This is a genomic window from Burkholderia sp. KL41 (assembly GCF_057005415.2).
The window spans coordinates 182,214-202,099 of record NZ_CM174447.1; the positions used below are offsets into that span (position 1 = coordinate 182,214).

Consider the following 19,886-nt stretch of genomic DNA (forward strand, 5'->3'; position numbering starts at 1 on the left):
CACGCACCTGGACGGTGCCCGGCAAAAAGGGGAGGAGCGGGGAGAAGCCGGCCGCAGCGACGTGGCCGGCGGCCGGCGGGCAGCGGCCCGGAGACGGGCCGCCGCGTGCGGGGGTATTACACGAGACCCGTCGTGTAGTACACGGCGATCACGAAGAACACCGCGAGCGTCTTGATGATCGTGACCGCGAAGATGTCGCGATACGACTCGCGGTGCGTGAGGCCCGTGACCGCGAGCAGCGTGATCACCGCGCCGTTGTGCGGCAACGTGTCCATGCCGCCGCTCGCCATCGCGACGACCCGGTGCAGCACGTCCAGCGGGATATTGGCGGCCTGCGCGCCCTTGATGAACAGGTCCGACATCGCGGCGAGCGCGATGCTCATGCCGCCCGACGCCGAGCCCGTGATGCCGGCGAGCGAGCTGACCGACACGGCCGCGTTGACGAGCGGGTTCGGGATGCTCTTCAGGGCATCGCTGACGACGAGGAAGCCCGGCAGCGCCGCGATCACGCCGCCGAAGCCGTACTCCGACGCGGTGTTCATCGCGGCGAGCAGCGCACCGGCGACGGCGGCCTTCGAGCCGTCTGCGAAGCGCCCGCTGACGCGTTTGAACGCGGTCAGCACGACCAGCACGATGCCGAGCAGCAGCGCAGCCTCGACCGACCAGATCGCGACGACGGTCTTGATCGACGTCGTGACCGGCGCGTGCACGCCGGGCAGCACTTCCGGCGCGACCGTGTACGACGCGGCGCCGTACCACTGCGGAATCAGCTTCGTGAATGCGAAGTTCGACACGCCGACGAGGATCAGCGGCAGGATCGCGAGCGCGGGATTCGGCAGCGACTTCGCCTCGACGCGCTCCGGTTCGTTGACGAGCGACGTGCCGTAGCCTTCACCCTTTGCCATCGCCGAACGGCGGCGCCATTCGAGATACGTGAGGCCGACGACGATGATGAACAGCGAGCCGATCGTGCCGAGCGCGGGCGCGGCCCAGGCGGTCGTCTTGAAGAACGTGGTCGGGATGATGTTCTGGATCTGCGGCGTGCCGGGCAGCGAATCCATCGTGAACGAGAACGCGCCGAGCGCGATCGCACCGGGCATCAGCCGTTTCGGGATGTTGCTCTGGCGATAGAGTTCGGCCGCGAACGGATAGACCGCGAACACCACGACGAACAGCGACACACCGCCATAGGTGAGCAGTGCGCACACCGCGACGATCACCGCATTCGCGCGTGAGCGGCCGATGTAGCGGATCGCCGCGTGGACGATCGACTCGGAGAACCCGGAGAGTTCGATCACCTTGCCGAACACCGCGCCGAGCATGAACACCGGGAAATACAGTTTGACGAATCCGACCATCTTCTCCATGAAGATGCCGGAGAAGACCGGTGCGACGGCGGCGGGTTCGGTCAGGAGCACCGCGCCGAGCGCGGCGATCGGCGCGAACAGGATCACGCTGTAGCCGCGATACGCGGCGAACATCAGGAACGCCAGCGCGGCGAGGACGATCACGAAAGACAAGGGAGTCTCCTAAAAGCTTGGAATGGCTTTGGTTGTTGTTCGATCGCGCGATGCGCCGCGGACCAGCTCAGGTTCGTGCAGGTTTCGTGCCATCGGCCGGATAGCGCCGCCGGACATGGGTCCGCCGGGGACCGGCGGGCCCGCGTCGGTCGTTGTCTGACGATTCTACATAAAACGTCTCCATCCGGAGACGTTTTGGCTATCCGGCCAAGCCTCGACATCGTGCAGGGCTTTACCCGACAACGTATTGCAGCGTGTCTCCGGAGTGAGATAATCCGTCTCGTTCCGGAGACAGCCGGTCGACGATACACGGAGACGAAGACACGATGATGAACGACTGGGCCCGCCTGCCCGTCAACTACGGCGACGTGCTGCGGCGCGCCGCCGAGTCGCTGTTCCGGACCTTCGAGGATTCGAGCGCGGGCACGGTGGTCGTCGATCGCGATGCACGCGTCGTGTGGATGAACGAGCGATATGCGGCGCGCTTCGGTTTCGCCGATCCGCAACAGGCCGTCGGCCTCGACTGCGAGGCCGTGATCCCGAACAGCCTGATGCGCGAGGTCGTGTCGACCGGGCAGCCGATTTTGCTCGACATCATGGAGACGGGCCGCGAGCCGCTCGTCGTCACGCGCCTGCCGCTGAAGAACGAGGCCGGCGAGACGGTCGGCGCGATCGGCTTCGCGCTGTTCGACCAGTTGAAGACGCTCACGCCGATCTTTTCCCGCTACGCCCAGCTTCAGCAGCAACTGATCGCGACGCAGCGTTCGCTCGCGCAGGCGCGCCGCGCGAAATACACGTTCGCGAGTTTCGTCGGCACGAGTGCGGCGAGTCTCGAAACCAAGCGCCAGGCGCGCCGCGCCGCGCAGGTCGATTCGCCGGTGCTGCTGCTCGGCGAGACGGGCACCGGCAAGGAACTGCTCGCGCATGCGATCCACGCGGCATCGGCGCGTGCACTCCAGCCGCTCGTGACCGTCAACGTTGCCGCGATTCCCGACACGCTGCTCGAAACCGAATTCTTCGGCGCGGCGCCCGGTGCTTACACGGGCGCCGACCGCAAGGGGCGCGTCGGCAAGTTCGAGCTGGCCGATCGCGGGACGCTGTTTCTCGATGAGATCGGCGACATGCCGCTGCCGCTGCAGGGCAAGCTGCTGCGCGTGCTGCAGGACAAGGAGTTCGAGCCGGTCGGCTCGAACCGGATCGTGCGCGCGGACGTCCGGATCATCGCGGCCACGAGCGCCGACCTGCCGGCGCTGGTCGCGGCCGGGCGTTTTCGCGCGGATCTCTATTACCGTCTGAACGTGCTGACGATCCACGCGCCGCCGCTGCGCGAGCGCGCCTCCGACATCGCGGCGCTCGTCTACGCAACCCTCGAGGAACTGGCCGCGCAACACGGGCGCGCGGCCCATTGCGAGCTGACCGACGATGCGCTGCGGATGCTGTGTGCGTATCCGTGGCCGGGCAACGTGCGCGAGTTGCGCAATACGCTCGAGCGCGCGCTGATGCTGTCGGACCGGTCGGTGATCGATGCGCGTGCGCTCGCGCCGTTCCTTGGGCCGGTGCGCGTATCGACGGACGGTGCAGTACCGGCGCAGCCGGTGGCCGTGTCGACGGTCGAGCGGCGCACGGGCGAAGTGCGGGCTGCGCCGGCAGCGTCGTATGCCGATGCATTGGCGGCGTGGGAGCGCCAGTTCCTGACCGATGCGCTCGCGGCTTGCGACGGCAAGGTGGTGGAAGCGGCCGCGCGCATCGGGATCGGCCGCGCGACGCTGTACAAGAAGCTGGCGGCGCTGGGCATCGACCGGTAGGCCGATCGGCAAGGCCGATGCGGCCGGACGTGCGGCATCGAACAGGAGATCACGATGAAACGGATCGGCATCGCAGGATGGCTGACGCTGTTGCTGGCGAGCGCCGCGCTCGCGCAGTCCGGCGACGCCGACGCCCCCGAGGCACGGCGCAACTGGTACAACGATCCGTTCATCGCGCTGTCGCGGGACGTAGCCGAATGCCCGTTGCCACTCGGCCCGTGGATGACCCGGGCCGAGATGACGGACGACGCGCATTACCGTGCCGAACGCGGCACCACGTGCTGGCTCGCGCACCGCTGCACGAAGCCGAACTCCTACATGTATGACGCACCGATCGCCGACGCCGTGAAGGCACACTTCGCCGGCTCCGATCGACTGCATGGCACGAGCCTGTGGATCACGGTGCAGCGGCGTTTCATCTACGTCGAAGGATGTGCCGATACGGCGTTCGACCGGCAGGCATTGCAACGTGAGCTCGAGGCGATTCCGGACGTCGAGCAGGTGTTCGTTCGCATCACCGACGATCCGCGCAAGCGCTTGCCGTACAAGGCGCGCGGGCAACCCGGGCGCACGCCGGACTGACGGAGAAAGGGCCGCGCATGGCATACTCGCGACATTCAAAAAAAGGTTGACGGGAAGAACAATGAAACACATGCTTGCGTCGGTCTGTCGGTGGCCTCGGGCGGCCGTTGTGCTGGGTCTGGTTGCCGGGCTCGGCGGGTGTGGCGGCAGCGCGCCGCTGTTCACTTCGGACGGGCGTCCGACTACCCAGGTGCAATGCACCGGCAGCGACTGGAGCAATTGCACGGACAATGCCCGGGCGATCTGCAACGGGGATTTCGAAGTGCTTCAGCAATCGAGCGATGACGCCACGCGAAATCTTCTCTTCGCGTGCAAGAAGAAGAGCGGTTATTGACCTCGAGATAACCGGCTGAGGAGACCACGATCGGGCGAAGCGCTTTTCTGTTTGCTGAGAGTCACCTATTTTTCACGAATAACACTCACGGAGTCCCATCCATATGGCGACCTACAGGCAACTGACCGCGCAGCTCGAACGGCTTCAGCAAAAGATCGACAAGGAACGCGAAAAGGCGATTGCCGATGCGATTGCCGATATCCGCGCGAAAATCGAGGAATACGACATTACTCCGGAAGAGCTCGGGTTCCGTGCGGCAGGGGCGGCGGCTGCCGCCGCGAAGCCGAAGCGTACGTCGCCGCCGAAGTACCTGAACCCGAAGACGGGTGAAACGTGGAGTGGCCGCGGACGGTCGCCGACGTGGCTCGGCAAGAATCGCGCGCGTTTCCTGATCAAGGACTGACTCCCGAAAATTCTCACCTTTCGCGTGCCGACCGACGGTGCGAACGGCCATGCGGCCGTCGCACCGTTTTGTTTTTGTGCATTCCCGGCGCGATTCCCGACGGCGTATTGAACTGCGATGCCGCGCAATTAACGGATCCCGTTTTGCGAATTCGCTGCGATTCGGCTGCATATCGCGGCGATTTTCGGTAAACAGCGCCGCAATTTCACCGCATATCCGCATTGGCTCGCGCCATTCTCGCGGTGCACGCGCGCCGCGAATTCCGATCACCTTTCGCGTGTTTGCGCGTCGCGCCGTGCAATTCCCGAATTTACTCACCATAGCTCCTGTAAATCCTCACCTTTGACGAAGCGGACACAGCGCCGCGCCGAATGCGAACGCCGCCTGCGTCGAGCGAATGTGGACGCCCGGCGTGCGGCGACGGCGTTCGTGCTCGTGTCACAGGCCCATGGTGCGTGCGTTGACGTCTGTCGAATAGTCGGCCGTCCGGCATATAGGCAGCCGCATGCGCTTCGCCTATGCTTGGGGTTCGCGTCGATCGGTGTACGGCCTGTCCGTGCCGCATGCCGATCGGGTCGTCTTTCGTTACCGCAGGGAGCCGATGTGACCGTTCGCCATCTCGATGCGTTGTTCCAGCCCAAGTCCGTTGCGGTCGTCGGCGCGTCGTCGCGCGCGGGCAGTATCGGCGCGATGGTGTGGTCGCGCGTGCTCGACGGCGCGTTCCAGGGGCCCGTGTGGCCCGTCAATCCGAAGTATCGTGACCTGCACGGGCATGCGGTCGTTGCCGATGTCGACCGGTTGCCCGCACCGCCGTCGGTTGCCGTGATCTGCACGCCGCCCGCGACCTGGGCCGGCATCGTGCGCAAGCTCGGCGAGCTCGGCACGCGCGTGGCGGTGATCGTCGGCGAGGCGCGCACGGATGCCGATCGCGCCGCGCTCGATCGCACACTGAAGGCGGCGAAGCCGTTCGTGCTCCGTATCGTCGGGCCGGGCAGCCTCGGCGTGCTGTCGCCCGCACGGCATGCCCATTTCGGCGCGCCGGCCTATACGGCGCGATCGGGCGGTGTCGCGTGGGTGTCGCAATCGAATGCGCTGACGAACGCGGTGCTCGGCTGGGCCGACGCACGGGGCCTCGGGTTTTCGCATGTCGTCGCGCTCGGCGGCGAGTCCGACGTCGATGCGGGCGACGTGCTCGACTATCTCGCGAGCGACCCCGGCACGCGCGCGATCCTGCTCGAACTCGATACCGTGCGCGCGGCGCGCAAGTTCATGTCTGCCGCCCGCGCGGCCGCGCGCAACAAGCCGGTGCTCGCATTGCGCACCGGGCGCGCCGATCCCGGCGACGCGCTCTATACGGCGGCGTTCCAGCGCGCGGGGATGGTGCGGGTCGATGCGCTCGACGATCTGCTCGACGAGATCGAGACGCTCGGCGTCGGCCGCGTCACGGCGCGCGGTGCGGCCACGCTCGTGACGAGCGATGCGGGGGTCGCGAAACTCGCGGTCGACGCGGTGTCCGAAGTGCGCGACGTACTGGCCGACTGGCCGCCCGCCGCCACGTCGGCCGTCTCGGCCGCGCTGCCGCATCTCGCGTCGCCCGGCAATCCGCTGACGCTGGGCGACGATGCGCGGCCCGAGCATTTTGCCGCGGCGGTCAAGGCGCTCGCGCCGTTCCCGCAAACGGGCACGCTGTTCGTCGTCCATTCGACTTCCCACAGCGCGCCGGCCGATGCGGTTGCGCACACGCTGATCGAGGCGCGGCAGCACGCGCATCGCGGCATCCTCGCGTGTTTCTTCGGCGCGGTCGACGCGGCGACGCGCGATGCATTGCATGCGAACGGCATTCCCGTGCACACCACGCCGCAGCGGCTCGCACGCGCGTATGCGCGTCTCGTCGACTACAACCTCGGGCGGCAACTGCTGATGCAAACGCCCGAGGGCACGCCGCTGCAGCCGGCCGAGTGCGTTGCATCCGCACAGGCCGACGCGCGCCGGATGGTCGAAGCCGGCGAGCATGAGCTGACCGGCGAAGCCGCGCTGGGCTGGTTGTCCCGTTTCGGCCTGCAGGGCGAGCAGGCCGCCGAGCCGGCCGGCACGAAAGTCGTCGATGTCACGGTCGACATGTACGACGATGCGAACTTCGGCCCGGTGTTTCGTTATGCCGTGCCGCCCGCGGACGGCGTATCGGCGCCGTTCGTCGTCTATGGCCTGCCGCCGCTGAACACGGTGCTCGCCCGCGCGGTGATGGAACGCTCGCCGTATGCACGCAGCACACCCGTCGAGCCGACGCTCGACGCATTGACGGCGCTGTCGCAGGTCGTCTGCGACGTGCGTGAAGTCGTTGCGATGTCGGTCACGCTGCGCGTGCTGTCCGACCGTGCGCAAGTGATCGCACCGCGTATCACGCTGGCCACGGGCCGCAGCCGGCTCGCGATCATGCCGTATCCGCGCCACCTCGAACAGACGCTCGAGTGGCGCGGCGAGACGGTGACGATCCGCCCGATCCGTCCGGAAGACGAGGCCGCACACAACGAGCTGCTCGGTGCGATGACACCGGACGATCTGCGGATGCGATTCTTCGGTGCGGTGCGCAGCTTCGATCATTCGCAGGTGGCGCGCATGACTCAGATCGATTACGACCGTGAGATGGCCTTCATCGTGTCGTTCACCGACGTGTCCGGGCGCGACTACACGCTCGCGGTGGCGCGCGCGGTGGCCGATCCCGACAACGAGACGGCGGAGTTCGCGATCGCGGTACGACCCGACCAGAAGGGCAAGGGGCTTGGCCGGCTGATGATGAACCGGATCATCGACTACGCGCGTTCGCGCGGAACCGCATGGATGATCGGCGAGGCGCTGCGCGAGAACTCGGCGATGATCGCGCTTGCGAAGTCGTGCGGTTTCGCCGTGTCGACGACGGAGGAGCCCGGTGTCGTCGGCTTCAGGATGAAGCTGCAGCCGTAGCGTCCGTCGGTGGCTCGGCGCGTACGGACGCCATAAGCCGTCGATGCCCCCGGCTTCCCGGCACGTTGCGGATGTTTCCGGTCACGAATGCCGGGCATTCGAACCGGTCTTGTGAGCGAAACGACGGCGAACGTGTCGCTGCCTGTTCGCGATGGAAACAACGACGCGCATACGGCAGGTATCGCGAGACGCGTTTCGTTTACCGCGATATCGGTCCCGCAGCGCAGTTTTCCGCGAGGTACCCACACGTATTTGCCGCCGTATTTCAGCCTCGAAAATTCGAGCCTGCCCAAAAGGTGAGATTTTTCGGGAGCCGCCGGTGAGCTTCTCCGGGATGGTCGAGGTGAGCCGATACGGGAGCATTCGGTGAGCCTTCCCGGGAGTGGCCGGTGAGTACCTGCGGGAGGTGTCGGTGAGCCTTTCCGGGGCGCATCGGTGAGGGGCTGCGGGACGTGCCGGTGAGCACATCCGGGAGGCTTCGGTGAGAGTTTCCGGGAGCCTTGGTGAGCTTTTTCGGGAGGGGTGGGTGAGCGCTTGCGGGACGCCAAGGTGAGACTTTTCGGGAGTGTCCGGACGCACGGCTAGCGCAAGCGCAACGCCGGCCAAGGTCGGCGTCATGCAGGGCGCGGGCACGCATGAACCGTGCCCGCGCTTACATTCAGGCAGCGAGTTTCGCCGCCGCGTCGTTCACCTGGTCACGCGAAATCGCGAGTTCCTCGAGGTGCGGATCGGCATAGACGGCGCCGGTTTCGCGCTCGAGGCGGGCGATCGTCAGTGCGCAGCGCGCGATGTCCTTCGGCATCGCGATGAAGCGCTTGACCGATTCGCCGGACGTGAATGCTTCGAACAGCGCGCCGCGCACGTCGTCCGGAAGCGTCTTGGTCCACTGGTACGGCTTGCCGTTGAACGTGATCGACGGCGGCAGCGTGCGTTCCTTCTTGGTCGCCGTGATGAGCCCGTAGGTGCGGGCCGCGTCGCCGATCTGCTCGGGCGAGAAGAGCTCGTCGGGCGTGATGTCGAACTGCTCGATGTAGTTCTCGATCGCCTGCATCGCGGCGGCACGATCGTCGCGCTTCTTCTGCGCGCGCGCGACGATATCGCGCAGTTCGTCCGCCTCCTCGGGCGTGATCGTGAAGCTTGCCTGCTTCTGCTGAAGTTCGGAGAAACGCTGGAATTCTTGATCGTTCAGAAGTTTGGCCATGACATCCATCGGACACGACGGCCGCGACAACCGGCCGCCGTAGTTTTTGAGAGGGCCGCTATTTTAGCGTAGCGCCGTGGACGCACGATATGGCACCGTGCGTCGCGCCTCGCACCGGCGTGATCGCGGGCGACCGGGATCGGCGCAATCGCGCCGTCCCCGGTGCGTTCCGACGAGCCTGCGTGTCGGCAGGGACAGCTGTGTCAGCAGGTTTCGGTGCGGCACATCGACAGATGGGCGGCCGTTTCGCGCAACCCTTCGACGACCGCGTCGACCGACGGCGCCATGTGCGCATCGATCCGGCGCATGTACGGGCAGGTCAGCACCGCGATCGCATGGCCGGACGGCCCGAGGATCGGCGCGGTCAGGTCGGTCACGCCGTACGCCTGGCGGCTGTCCTGGCGCAGGTAGCCGGCCTGCCGGATGGACTGGCACGCGTACGCGAGTTCCTGCTCGTTCAGCGGCGCTTCGCCCTTGACCTTGCGGTGCTCCGCGAGCATGTGCGCGCGCTGCTCGGCGCCCTGGAACGACAGCATGACCCGCCCCGATGCGGTATCGGCGAGCCCGATGCGCGAGCCGAGCCGGACCGATACACCCCACGGGCCGGGCCCGTCGACTTGCGCGATCACGAGCAGGTTGCCGCGATCGTAGACGGACAGGTGGCACGATTGTTCGGAGGAATCGGCGAAGCGCTGCATCGGCGGCAGCGCCTCGGCGATCAGCCGGCTCATCGGCGGATGCCGGTGCGCGAGCGAGAACAGCTTGAGGCTGAGCGTATAGCGGTCGCCGCCGGTCGAGCGCATCACGTAGCGGCGCGCGACGAGGCGTTCGAGCATCCGGTAGATCTCGCTCGCATTGCGGCCGAGCTCCTTCGTGATTTCGGTGCGGGTGAGGCCTTCTTTCTGCTCCGACAGGAGTTCGAGGATGTCGAGACCCTTGTCGAGCGCGGGTGCGCGATAACGGTCGATTGCGCCCATCGATTCCCGTGCGTCGCAGCCGGGAAGCAGGTCGTTGGTTGTTTGCATTGTCGGTGTGAGGTTGGGGGATGACTGTCGATCGATTGGCGACGCACGCTGACCGATTCTGCACTTGGCCTGTGTCGGGCTCGCGTGTGGCGACGCACGCCATCCGTCCGAGCTTAACAACAAACATTTAGTGTGCAATGCAGCGTCTTTTTACCGATCGTTACCTGACAAGAACGGATCAATTCGTTTTCAGGATGACAGGGAAGCTCCGAATACCCGGTATTCATGACAGGTGGCACCGGTTCAAGGTATTCGAAAGGAAATCGGGCTGCGCCGCCGCCCGCGATGCTGCGCCGCAGCGCCCGCGGGCGCACCAATAGTCGGTATCCGTCGCGTGTCATTTCATCGTGCGCGGCCGATGGTACAAAGACTGGCGGGCCAGCGACGGTGCGGCCGCGCGTGACGCCGGCCGGTACGGGCCGGGCCATGTCGCGGGTGCCGGGCCGTCGTCGCCGATGCGCAGACCGGCGGCCGCCCGTTCGATGCGCGCCATACTTCCGTGTGGCGCCACGATCGCTGCGCCCGCGCGACCCTCGCGCGTCGAACGGCATGCCGGATGCGGCGCCGACGCGCGCAATCGACGATCGACAATCAGTCCGGCACGCGGCCGCGAAGGGCGGCGTCGGCCGGTATCCTGTCCCATTCGACAACAGAGGTTGAGCACGATGAAACTGCTTCGCTATGGCCCGTCCGGCCAGGAAAAGCCCGGTATTCTCGACGCGGACGGCCGGATTCGCGACCTGTCGGCGCATGTGCCGGATCTGTCCGGCGATGTGCTGTCCGACGCGGGTCTCGCGCGTCTGCGTGTAATCGATCCGGCCACGCTGCCGCTCGTGTCGGGCGAGCCGCGCATCGGCGCGTGCGTCGGCCATGTCGGCAAGTTCATCGGCATCGGCCTGAACTATGCCGATCACGCGGCCGAAGCCGGCATGCCGGTGCCGAAGGAGCCCGTCGTGTTCGGCAAGTGGACGAGCTCGATCTGCGGCCCGAACGACGGCATCGACATCCCGAAGGGTTCGGTCAAGACGGACTGGGAAGTCGAGCTGGGCGTCGTGATCGGCGCGACCTGCAAGGACGTCGACGAAGCGCGCGCGCTCGATTACGTCGCGGGCTACTGCGTCGTCAACGACGTGTCGGAGCGCGAATGGCAGATCGAGCGCGGCGGCCAGTGGGACAAGGGCAAGGGCTTCGACACGTTCGGCCCGATCGGTCCGTGGCTCGTCACGCGTGACGAGGTGCCCGATCCGCAGCGTCTCGACCTGTGGCTCGAGGTCGACGGCCACCGCTATCAGAACGGCAACACGCGCACGATGGTGTTCACCGTCGCGCAGCTGATCGCCTATCTGTCGAGCTGCATGACGTTGCAGCCGGGCGACGTGATCACGACGGGCACGCCGCCGGGCGTCGGGATGGGCATCAAGCCGTCGCCGGTGTTCCTGAAGGCCGGCCAGAAGGTACGCCTCGGGATCGACGGGCTCGGCGAGCAGTTGCAGAGCACGCGCAACGCGCAGTAAGCGCATGCCCGGTGCGGGCGGATCGCGGGGCAATCAGCCGCGAGCCGGTCGCGCCGCCCGGCGTCGGCGTGCTTGCCTGCGGCGAGCGTCGCGACCGAACCTCGATGCAGCAAAAACAAGGACAAGGGCCCGATTCCGCGTGATGCGGAATCGGGCCCTTGTCGTTCACCCGCGTCGGTACGAACCGGATCAGACGACGTTGTCCAGCTCGCAATGGGCTTCGAGCCGATATCCGTCGGGATCGACGACGAACGCCGCGTAATAGCCGGGGCCGTAGTGCTCGCGCTTGCCGGGCCCGCCGTTGTCCTGGCCGCCGTGCTCGAGCGCGGCGCGGTAGAACGCGTCGACCTCGACGGGCGACGCGGCCTTGAACGACAGGTGCAGCCCGGAGTCGGGGTCGGCGGCGATGGGGCGAGCCGCATGCTGCAGCCACAGCACCGGCTCGGTCTCGCCGTACCCGATCGAGCCGTCGTCGCTATACAGCCGCTTGTAGCCGAGCGCGCCGAGCGTGCTGTCGTAGAACGTGCGGCTGCGGCCGATGTGGGCGACGCCGAAGGAAAGGTGATCGATCATCTGTGGGCTCCTTGAACTGAAGAGGGGACGTCAGTACGGCAAACCTGCCTACAAGCACCATGCCAGCCGCTTGTAGCGGAGCGCACCGAGTGTGCTGTCGTCGAACACCCGGCTGCGGTCGTTGTGGATAACGCTGAAAAAAAGGCGATCGATCATCTGTGTCTCCTTGAACTGAAAGGGCGCAGTGCAGCCAACCGTTTTTTAACCACCATGCCGGTTATGTTAGAAAGCGTCCGGATGCTTGTCAACCGGCATGCTGGTTAGATACGATCGCGTCATGAGCAAAACGCAACCTTCCGTCACGACGGACTGCCTGATTCCGGCGCCGCCGGAAACGCTGAGCATCGATTTCGCGAATACGCTGTACTGGCGCGGCGCCGACACGCCGACGGAGACTTTCGGGACGCTGGACGACCTGTTGACGTGGTGCCGCGAGCAGGCGGGCGTACCGGCCGGCCTGGCCGACGCGTGTCGAGTGCGGGACAAGGATGACGAGCCGGCGATGCTCGCGCGCGCGCTCGCACTGCGCGAGGCGCTGTATCGGCTGTTTCATGCGCAGGCCGAGCAGCGCGAGCCGCACGCCGACGATCTGGCGCTGCTCGGCGGCTTCCTGGCGGAAGCGGCGCCGCGCGTCGCGCTGGCGCGCATCGACGGCGCCTATGCGTGGCGGATCGGCGGCGCGGGCGCCACGCCCGAGGCACTGCTGAGCCCGGTACTGTGGTCGGCGATCGACCTGCTCGGCGGTGCGCGGCTCGCGAAGGTCAAGCGTTGCGCGAACGACGCCTGCCAGTGGCTGTTCATCGACGACAGCAAGAACGGCAGCCGCCGCTGGTGTTCGATGTCGTCGTGCGGCAATCGCGCGAAGGCGTACCGCCACTATCACAAGGTCGACTGACGTTCCTCGTCAGGCAGGCGCGCGCCGGCGTGCCGCATCCGGCCTGCCTATTTCGCCGACAACTTCCGCCACAGCGTCGTCTTGCTGATGCCGAGCATCGCGCATGCGCGATCGCGGTCGCCGCCGCACGCGTCGAGTACCGCGCGGATCTCGTCGGCTTCCGCGCGGCGGCGGCGTGCGTGCAGCGTCTGCGCATCGTCGGCGTCGGCCGCGTCGGGCGCGGCCGCGAACAGCTCGGGCGCGATCGCCTGCAGCGCGTCGGGATCGAGCGTGCCGCAGGCGGCGGCCGGGTCGTTTTCGTCGGCTTCCTCGGCCAGCTCCACCGCGATCCGCTCGATCACGTTCTGCAGTTCGCGCACGTTGCCGGGCCACCGGTAGCGCGCGAGCACGGCCTGCGTCGCGCCGAGCACGCGCGCGGCATCGTCGGCGTCGCGCAGGCGCTCGGCGAGCCGCGGTTCGCGTCGTGCGGCCTGCACGAGCAGCGTGGCCGCGAGCGCCGGGATGTCGGCCGCGCGCTCGCGCAGCGGCGGCAGGCCGACGTTCAGGATGTTGAGCCGGTAATAGAGATCCGCGCGGAAGGTGCCGGCCTCGACGGCGGCGAGCAGCGGACGGTGCGTCGCGGCGATCACGCGCACGTCGATGCGGATCGGCTCGGTCGAGCCGAGGCGGATCACCTCGCGCTCCTGCAGCACGCGCAGCAGCCGGCTCTGCAGCGACGGCGGCATCTCGCCGATCTCGTCGAGAAACAGCGTGCCGCGGTGTGCGGCTTCGAACAGGCCGGTCTTGCCGCCGCGCCGCGCACCGGTGAACGCGCCTTCCTCATAGCCGAACAGCTCGCTTTCGAGCAGCGCTTCCGGAAACGCGCCGCAATTGACCGCGACGAACGGGTAGCTGCGCCGCGCGGACAGCGCGTGCAGGCTCTGCGCGATCATTTCCTTGCCGGTGCCGCTTTCGCCGAGCACGAGCACGGTCGCGTCGGATTTCGCGTAGCGGCGCACGAGATCGCGCACGCGCGCCATCGGCGCCGATGCGCCGACCACGTCGTCGAGCGCGTAGCGCGCCGCGAACTGCTGCGTGGTGGGCTGCGAACGCAGCGCGCGGTCGAGCCGTTCGACCGCGCGCGATTCCTGGAACGTCAGCACGCTGCCCGACGTGACGCCGCGATCGACGAGCGGCCCGCGATGCACGACGTAGCGCACGCCGCGCACGGTCGCGAGCGCGTCGCCGTCCTCGCCGCGCAGCGTGCGCAACTCGGGCCGCAGGTCGACGAGCGCGCGGCCGACGGCCGCCGCGGGTTCGACCCCGAGCGCCGACGCGAGCCGCTCGTTGATCGCCTCCACGCGGCCGCGCGCGTCGAGCGCGACCACGCCGTCGCGCAGGTGCTGGAGCAGGTTGTCGAGCCGCTGGCGGCGGAACGCCTCGGCATGCGTCGCGTATGCGACTTCGAGCGCCGTATCGACGGCCTTGCGCACCGACGCGTGCGAATACAGGAACACCGCGCCCATGCCGGCGCTGGCCGCGAGATCGGTGACGAGGCCGGGGCCGACGATCGTCTCGATGCCGCGGTCGCGCAGCTCGTGCACGCAGGCTTCCGCTTCCTGCGCGGACTGATATGACGCAAACTGCACGTCGAGGCCGTATGCGGCGACGAAGCGGCGCACTTCGGGCGGCGTTTCGCCGGCGCTGACGAGCGCGATCCGCGACGCGTCGCGCCGGGCGCGCGCGAGCGCCTGCATCACGTCGAAGCCGGTCGGCGACACGACCACCACGGGCACCTGCGCACGCGTCTTCAGGAAGCCGCCGTTCGAGCCGGCCGCGACGATCACGTCGGGCCGCGCGGTGCCGGCCTCGGCGATCGCGCTGAGCGCATCCTCATAGGCGCGCGTCACGATGCGCACGTCGGCGCGTTCGTCGAATTCGCCGGCGATCTCGCGAAAGAGTTCGCGCAGGCGGCTGATGCCCATCGCCCAGATGCGCGGGCGGGCCGCGCGATCCGCCGGGCCGACGGGCTTGGTCGAGGAGAGGTCCATGACGGTCGATTATGCGCGCGCGATTTCATTTTTGAAACACGAAATTGCTGAATTGAAATCGCCGGGTGCGGCATCGCCCGTGCCGGTTGCTTAAGAATCAGAGGGTTAGCGACATTCCGCGAGCTGGCCCGGTCCTTGCTGTTATCAGGCATTCCATCAGGAGGCCGTTCATGAGCAACACGCATCTTCAGAGCGCCGGCGCGAAGTTCCGCGCGGCAGTCGCGGCCGAGCAGCCGCTGCAGGTGGTCGGCGCGATCACCGCGTACGCGGCCAAGATGGCGCAGGCCGTCGGCTTCAAGGCCGTGTACCTGTCGGGTGGCGGCGTCGCCGCGAACTCGCTCGGGATCCCCGACCTCGGCATCAGCACGATGGAAGACGTGCTGATCGACGCGAACCGGATCACCAACGCGACCGACCTGCCGCTGCTGGTCGACATCGATACGGGCTGGGGCGGCGCGTTCAACATCGTGCGCACGGTGCGCTCGTTCATCAAGGCCGGCGTCGCGGCCGTGCACCTGGAAGACCAGGTCGGCCAGAAGCGCTGCGGCCACCGTCCGGGCAAGGAAGTCGTGCCGACCGAGGAAATGGTCGATCGCGTGAAGGCCGCGGTCGATGCGCGTACCGACGATCAATTCGTGATCATGGCGCGCACCGACGCGGCCGCCGCCGAAGGGATCGACTCGGCGATCGAGCGCGCGGTGGCCTATGTCGAGGCCGGCGCGGACATGATCTTCCCGGAAGCGATGAAGACGCTCGACGACTATCGCCGCTTCAAGGCGGCCGTGAAGGTGCCGATCCTCGCGAACCTGACCGAGTTCGGCTCGACGCCGCTGTTCACGCTCGACGAGCTGCGCGAGGCGAACGTCGACATCGCGCTGTACTGCTGCGGCGCGTATCGCGCGATGAACAAGGCCGCGCTGAACTTCTACGAGACGCTGCGCCGCGACGGCACGCAGAAGGCGGCCGTGCCGACGATGCAGACGCGCGCCGAACTGTACGACTTCCTCGGTTATCACGAATACGAGCGCAAGCTCGACGAGCTGTTCGCGCAGGGCAAGAAGTAACGCGGCCCGCGCGCCGGGCACGATTCCCGGAACGCCTTGCATGAAACCGGGCCGCGCGCACCCATGCCGCGCCCGGCGGACATGACACCCCCGATACATATTGGAGAACGGAAAGATGAGCGAGACGAAAGACGCAGCAGCACCGGCCGCCGCAGGCGCATTCAAGCCGAAGAAGTCGGTGGCGCTGTCGGGCGTGACGGCCGGCAACACGGCGCTGTGCACGGTCGGCAAGACCGGCAACGACCTGCACTATCGCGGCTACGACATTCTCGACGTCGCCGAGTCGTGCGAATTCGAGGAAATCGCGCACCTGCTCGTTCACGGCACGCTGCCGAACCTGACCGAACTGGCTGCGTACAAGACCAAGCTGCGCGCGCTGCGCGGCCTGCCGAACGCGCTGAAGGCCGCGCTCGAGCAGATCCCGGCGTCCGCGCACCCGATGGACGTGATGCGCACGGGCGTGTCGGTGCTCGGCACCGTGCTGCCGGAGAAGGACGACCACAACCTGCCGGGCGCGCGCGACATCGCCGACCGCCTGATGGCATCGCTCGGTTCGATGCTGCTGTACTGGTATCACTTCTCGCACAACGGCAAGCGCATCGAGACGGAAACCGACGACGACTCGATCGGCGGCCACTTCCTGCACCTGCTGCACGGCAAGACGCCGTCGAAGTCGTGGGTCGAGGCGATGCACACGTCGCTGATCCTGTACGCGGAGCACGAATTCAACGCGTCGACGTTCACCGGCCGCGTGATCGCGGGCACGGGCTCGGACATCTACTCGGCGATCACCGGCGCGATCGGCGCGCTGCGCGGGCCGAAGCACGGCGGCGCGAACGAAGTCGCGTATGAAATCCAGAGCCGCTACAGCTCGCCGGACGACGCCGAAGCCGATATCCGCCGCCGCGTCGAGAACAAGGAAGTCGTGATCGGCTTCGGCCACCCGGTCTACACGATCTCCGATCCGCGCAACAAGGTGATCAAGGGCGTCGCGCACAAGCTGTCGAAGGAAGCGGGCGACCTGAAGCTGTACAACATCGCCGAGCGCCTCGAATCGGTGATGTGGGAAGCGAAGAAGATGTTCCCGAACCTCGACTGGTTCAGCGCGGTGTCGTATCACATGATGGGCGTGCCGACCGCGATGTTCACGCCGCTGTTCGTGATCTCGCGCACGTCGGGCTGGAGCGCGCACATCATCGAGCAGCGCATCGACAACAAGATCATCCGCCCGAGCGCGAACTACACCGGTCCGGAAGACCTGCAGTTCGTGCCGATCGAGAAGCGCTGAAACGCCCGCCGCGCGCGCCGGCGCCCGTGATGCGGGCCGCCGGCGCGCGCGGAACGTCTTACCCCGAATTCCGCCCCACATCATGAATACCGCCAACCGCAAACCCCTGCCCGGCACGTCGCTGGATTATTTCGACGCGCGCGCCGCGGTCGACGCGATCGCGCCCGGCGCCTACGACACGCTGCCGTACACGTCGCGCGTGCTCGCCGAAAACCTCGTGCGCCGCTGCGATCCGGCGATCCTCGCCGATTCGCTGAAGCAGATCATCGAGCGCAAGCGCGAACGCGACTTCCCGTGGTTCCCGGCGCGGGTCGTGTGCCACGACATCCTCGGGCAGACGGCGCTCGTCGACCTCGCGGGCCTGCGCGACGCGATCGCCGATGGCGGCGGCGACCCGGCGAAGGTGAACCCGGTCGTGCCCGTGCAGCTGATCGTCGACCACTCGCTCGCCGTCGAGTGCGGCGGCTTCGATCCGGACGCGTTCGCGAAGAACCGCGCGATCGAGGATCGCCGCAACGAGGATCGCTTCCACTTCATCGAGTGGACGAAGAAGGCGTTCGAGAACGTCGACGTGATCCCGCCGGGCAACGGCATCATGCACCAGATCAACCTCGAGAAGATGTCGCCGGTGATCCAGGCGCAGGACGGCGTCGCGTACCCGGACACCTGCGTCGGCACCGACAGCCACACGCCGCACGTCGACGCGCTCGGCGTGATCGCGATCGGCGTCGGCGGGCTCGAAGCGGAGAACGTGATGCTGGGCCGCGCGTCGTGGATGCGGTTGCCCGACATCGTCGGCGTCGAGCTGACCGGCAAGCGCCAGCCCGGCATCACCGCGACCGACATCGTGCTCGCGCTGACCGAGTTCCTGCGCAAGGAAAAGGTGGTCGGCGCGTATCTGGAATTCCGTGGCGAAGGCGCGGCGAGCCTCACGCTCGGCGATCGCGCGACGATCTCGAACATGGCGCCCGAATACGGCGCGACGGCCGCGATGTTCTTCATCGACGGCCAGACGACCGACTACCTGCGCCTCACCGGCCGCAGCGACGAGCAGGTGAAGCTCGTCGAGACCTACGCGAAGGCGGCGGGCCTGTGGGCCGATACGCTGAACGATGCGCAGTACGAGCGCACGCTGACGTTCGACCTGTCGAGCGTGGTGCGCAACATGGCCGGCCCGTCGAACCCGCACAAGCGGCTGCCGACGTCCGACCTCGCCGCGCGCGGGATCGCCGGCCAGTGGGAAGAGAAGGCGGGCGAGATGCCCGACGGCGCGGTGATCATCGCCGCGATCACGAGCTGCACGAACACCAGCAACCCGCGCAACGTGATCGCCGCGGCGCTGCTCGCGCGCAACGCGAATGCGCGCGGCCTCACGCGCAAGCCGTGGGTCAAGAGTTCGCTCGCGCCGGGCTCGAAGGCGGTCGAGCTGTACCTGGAAGAAGCGAACCTGCTGCCCGAACTCGAGAAGCTCGGCTTCGGCATCGTCGCGTTCGCATGCACGACCTGCAACGGGATGTCGGGCGCGCTCGACCCGAAGATCCAGCAGGAAATCGTCGATCGCGACCTGTACGCGACGGCCGTGCTGTCCGGCAACCGCAACTTCGACGGCCGCATCCACCCGTATGCGAAGCAGGCGTTCCTCGCGTCGCCGCCGCTCGTCGTCGCGTATGCGATCGCCGGCACGATCCGCTTCGACATCGAGAAGGACGTGCTCGGCCACGATCCGGACGGCAAGCCGGTCACGCTGAAGGACATCTGGCCGACCGACGAGGAGATCGACGCGATCGTCGCGTCGAGCGTGAAGCCCGAGCAGTTCCGCAAGGTCTACGAGCCGATGTTCGCGCGCAGCGCCGATGCGGGCGAGCGCGCGGCGCCGCTGTACGACTGGCGCGCGCAGAGCACGTACATCCGCCGTCCGCCGTACTGGGAAGGCGCGCTGGCCGGCGAACGCACGCTGCAGGGCATGCGCCCGCTCGCGGTGCTCGGCGACAACATCACGACCGATCACCTGTCGCCGTCGAACGCGATCCTGCTGGACAGCGCGGCTGGCGAATACCTCGCGAAGATGGGCCTGCCGGAAGAAGACTTCAACTCGTACGCGACGCACCGGGGAGACCACCTGACCGCGCAGCGCGCGACCTTCGCGAACCCGACGCTGATCAACGAGATGGCGGTGGTCGACGGCGCGGTGAAGAAGGGCTCGCTCGCGCGCGTCGAGCCGGAAGGCAAGGTCATGCGGATGTGGGAAGCGATCGAGACGTACATGAATCGCAAGCAGCCGCTGATCGTCGTGGCCGGCGCCGATTACGGCCAGGGCTCGTCGCGCGACTGGGCCGCGAAGGGCGTGCGGCTCGCGGGCGTCGAGGCGATCGCCGCCGAGGGCTTCGAGCGGATCCACCGCACGAACCTGATCGGGATGGGCGTGCTGCCGCTCGAGTTCAAGCCCGGCACGAACCGGACGACGCTCGGCATCGACGGCACCGAAACCTTCGACGTGATCGGCGAGCGCACGCCGCGTGCCGACCTGACGCTCGTGATTCACCGCAAGAACGGCGAGCGCGTCGAGGTGCCGATGACGTGCCGGCTCGATACGGCCGAGGAAGTGTCGATCTACGAAGCGGGCGGCGTGCTGCAGCGTTTCGCGCAGGACTTCCTCGAATCGTCGCAGGCGGCCTGACGGGCCTACGGAGA

At 67.3% G+C, this 19,886-nt stretch carries 15 protein-coding genes; 10 read left to right on the forward strand and 5 right to left on the reverse strand.

Annotated elements, in window-relative coordinates:
* Positions 1-116: 116 nt before the first annotated feature.
* Positions 117-1,520: a GntP family permease gene (locus PQB87_RS18475; protein WP_021159644.1), complete on the reverse strand. Its 1,404-nt coding sequence runs from the start codon at positions 1,518-1,520 to the stop codon at positions 117-119.
* A gap of 326 nt (positions 1,521-1,846) precedes the next feature.
* Here PQB87_RS18475 and PQB87_RS18480 point away from each other — a divergent pair, with 326 nt between their 5' ends.
* The 5 genes from PQB87_RS18480 (at position 1,847) to PQB87_RS18500 (ending at position 7,605) form a co-directional block, all read left to right on the forward strand.
* Positions 1,847-3,325 carry a sigma-54 interaction domain-containing protein gene (locus PQB87_RS18480; RefSeq protein WP_059688051.1) on the forward strand — a complete coding sequence of 493 codons (1,479 nt, stop codon included), beginning with the start codon at positions 1,847-1,849 and terminating at the stop codon, positions 3,323-3,325.
* Between the two features lie 54 nt (positions 3,326-3,379).
* On the forward strand, positions 3,380-3,907 hold the full coding sequence (locus PQB87_RS18485) for a BON domain-containing protein (protein WP_021159648.1): 528 nt from the start codon (positions 3,380-3,382) through the stop codon (positions 3,905-3,907).
* Between the two features lie 61 nt (positions 3,908-3,968).
* Positions 3,969-4,241 carry a hypothetical protein gene (locus PQB87_RS18490; protein ID WP_048023821.1) on the forward strand — a complete coding sequence of 91 codons (273 nt, stop codon included), beginning with the start codon at positions 3,969-3,971 and terminating at the stop codon, positions 4,239-4,241.
* Positions 4,242-4,344: 103 nt separating this feature from the next.
* Positions 4,345-4,644 (forward strand): H-NS histone family protein, encoded by a 300-nt coding sequence (locus PQB87_RS18495; protein ID WP_027790329.1) that lies wholly within the window; start codon positions 4,345-4,347, stop codon positions 4,642-4,644.
* A gap of 603 nt (positions 4,645-5,247) precedes the next feature.
* A complete protein-coding gene (locus tag PQB87_RS18500; protein WP_489243457.1) occupies positions 5,248-7,605 on the forward strand; it encodes a bifunctional acetate--CoA ligase family protein/GNAT family N-acetyltransferase in 2,358 nt (785 codons plus the stop codon).
* 658 nt (positions 7,606-8,263) lie between these two features.
* On the opposite strand, the gene PQB87_RS18505 is transcribed toward PQB87_RS18500, so the two are convergent.
* Positions 8,264-8,815 (reverse strand): hypothetical protein, encoded by a 552-nt coding sequence (locus PQB87_RS18505; RefSeq protein ID WP_059688049.1) that lies wholly within the window; start codon positions 8,813-8,815, stop codon positions 8,264-8,266.
* A gap of 194 nt (positions 8,816-9,009) precedes the next feature.
* Positions 9,010-9,831: an IclR family transcriptional regulator gene (locus tag PQB87_RS18510; protein ID WP_048023825.1), complete on the reverse strand. Its 822-nt coding sequence runs from the start codon at positions 9,829-9,831 to the stop codon at positions 9,010-9,012.
* A gap of 665 nt (positions 9,832-10,496) precedes the next feature.
* Between PQB87_RS18510 and PQB87_RS18515 the strand changes: the two genes are divergently transcribed.
* Positions 10,497-11,345, forward strand: coding sequence for an ureidoglycolate lyase (locus PQB87_RS18515; RefSeq protein WP_489243458.1), 849 nt, complete (start codon positions 10,497-10,499; stop codon positions 11,343-11,345).
* Positions 11,346-11,534: 189 nt separating this feature from the next.
* On the opposite strand, the gene PQB87_RS18520 is transcribed toward PQB87_RS18515, so the two are convergent.
* A complete protein-coding gene (locus PQB87_RS18520; protein WP_021159659.1) occupies positions 11,535-11,918 on the reverse strand; it encodes a VOC family protein in 384 nt (127 codons plus the stop codon).
* A gap of 253 nt (positions 11,919-12,171) precedes the next feature.
* Here PQB87_RS18520 and PQB87_RS18525 point away from each other — a divergent pair, with 253 nt between their 5' ends.
* Positions 12,172-12,813, forward strand: coding sequence for a CGNR zinc finger domain-containing protein (locus PQB87_RS18525; protein ID WP_301862990.1), 642 nt, complete (start codon positions 12,172-12,174; stop codon positions 12,811-12,813).
* A 47-nt stretch (positions 12,814-12,860) separates the two neighbouring features.
* Here PQB87_RS18525 and prpR read toward each other — a convergent pair whose 3' ends face one another.
* On the reverse strand, positions 12,861-14,843 hold the full coding sequence (prpR, locus tag PQB87_RS18530; RefSeq protein WP_060067896.1) for a propionate catabolism operon regulatory protein PrpR: 1,983 nt from the start codon (positions 14,841-14,843) through the stop codon (positions 12,861-12,863).
* A gap of 170 nt (positions 14,844-15,013) precedes the next feature.
* Between prpR and prpB the strand changes: the two genes are divergently transcribed.
* The 3 genes from prpB to acnD all read left to right on the forward strand — a co-directional run bounded on the left by prpB (position 15,014) and on the right by acnD (position 19,872).
* Positions 15,014-15,907 carry a methylisocitrate lyase gene (gene prpB / locus PQB87_RS18535; RefSeq protein ID WP_489243459.1) on the forward strand — a complete coding sequence of 298 codons (894 nt, stop codon included), beginning with the start codon at positions 15,014-15,016 and terminating at the stop codon, positions 15,905-15,907.
* A gap of 115 nt (positions 15,908-16,022) precedes the next feature.
* The gene (gene prpC / locus PQB87_RS18540) at positions 16,023-17,195 is read left to right on the forward strand and encodes a bifunctional 2-methylcitrate synthase/citrate synthase (protein WP_031400290.1); all 1,173 of its coding nucleotides are present in this window, start codon (positions 16,023-16,025) and stop codon (positions 17,193-17,195) included.
* Between the two features lie 82 nt (positions 17,196-17,277).
* Positions 17,278-19,872 (forward strand): Fe/S-dependent 2-methylisocitrate dehydratase AcnD, encoded by a 2,595-nt coding sequence (gene acnD, locus PQB87_RS18545; protein WP_060067894.1) that lies wholly within the window; start codon positions 17,278-17,280, stop codon positions 19,870-19,872.
* Positions 19,873-19,886 lie beyond the last annotated feature (14 nt).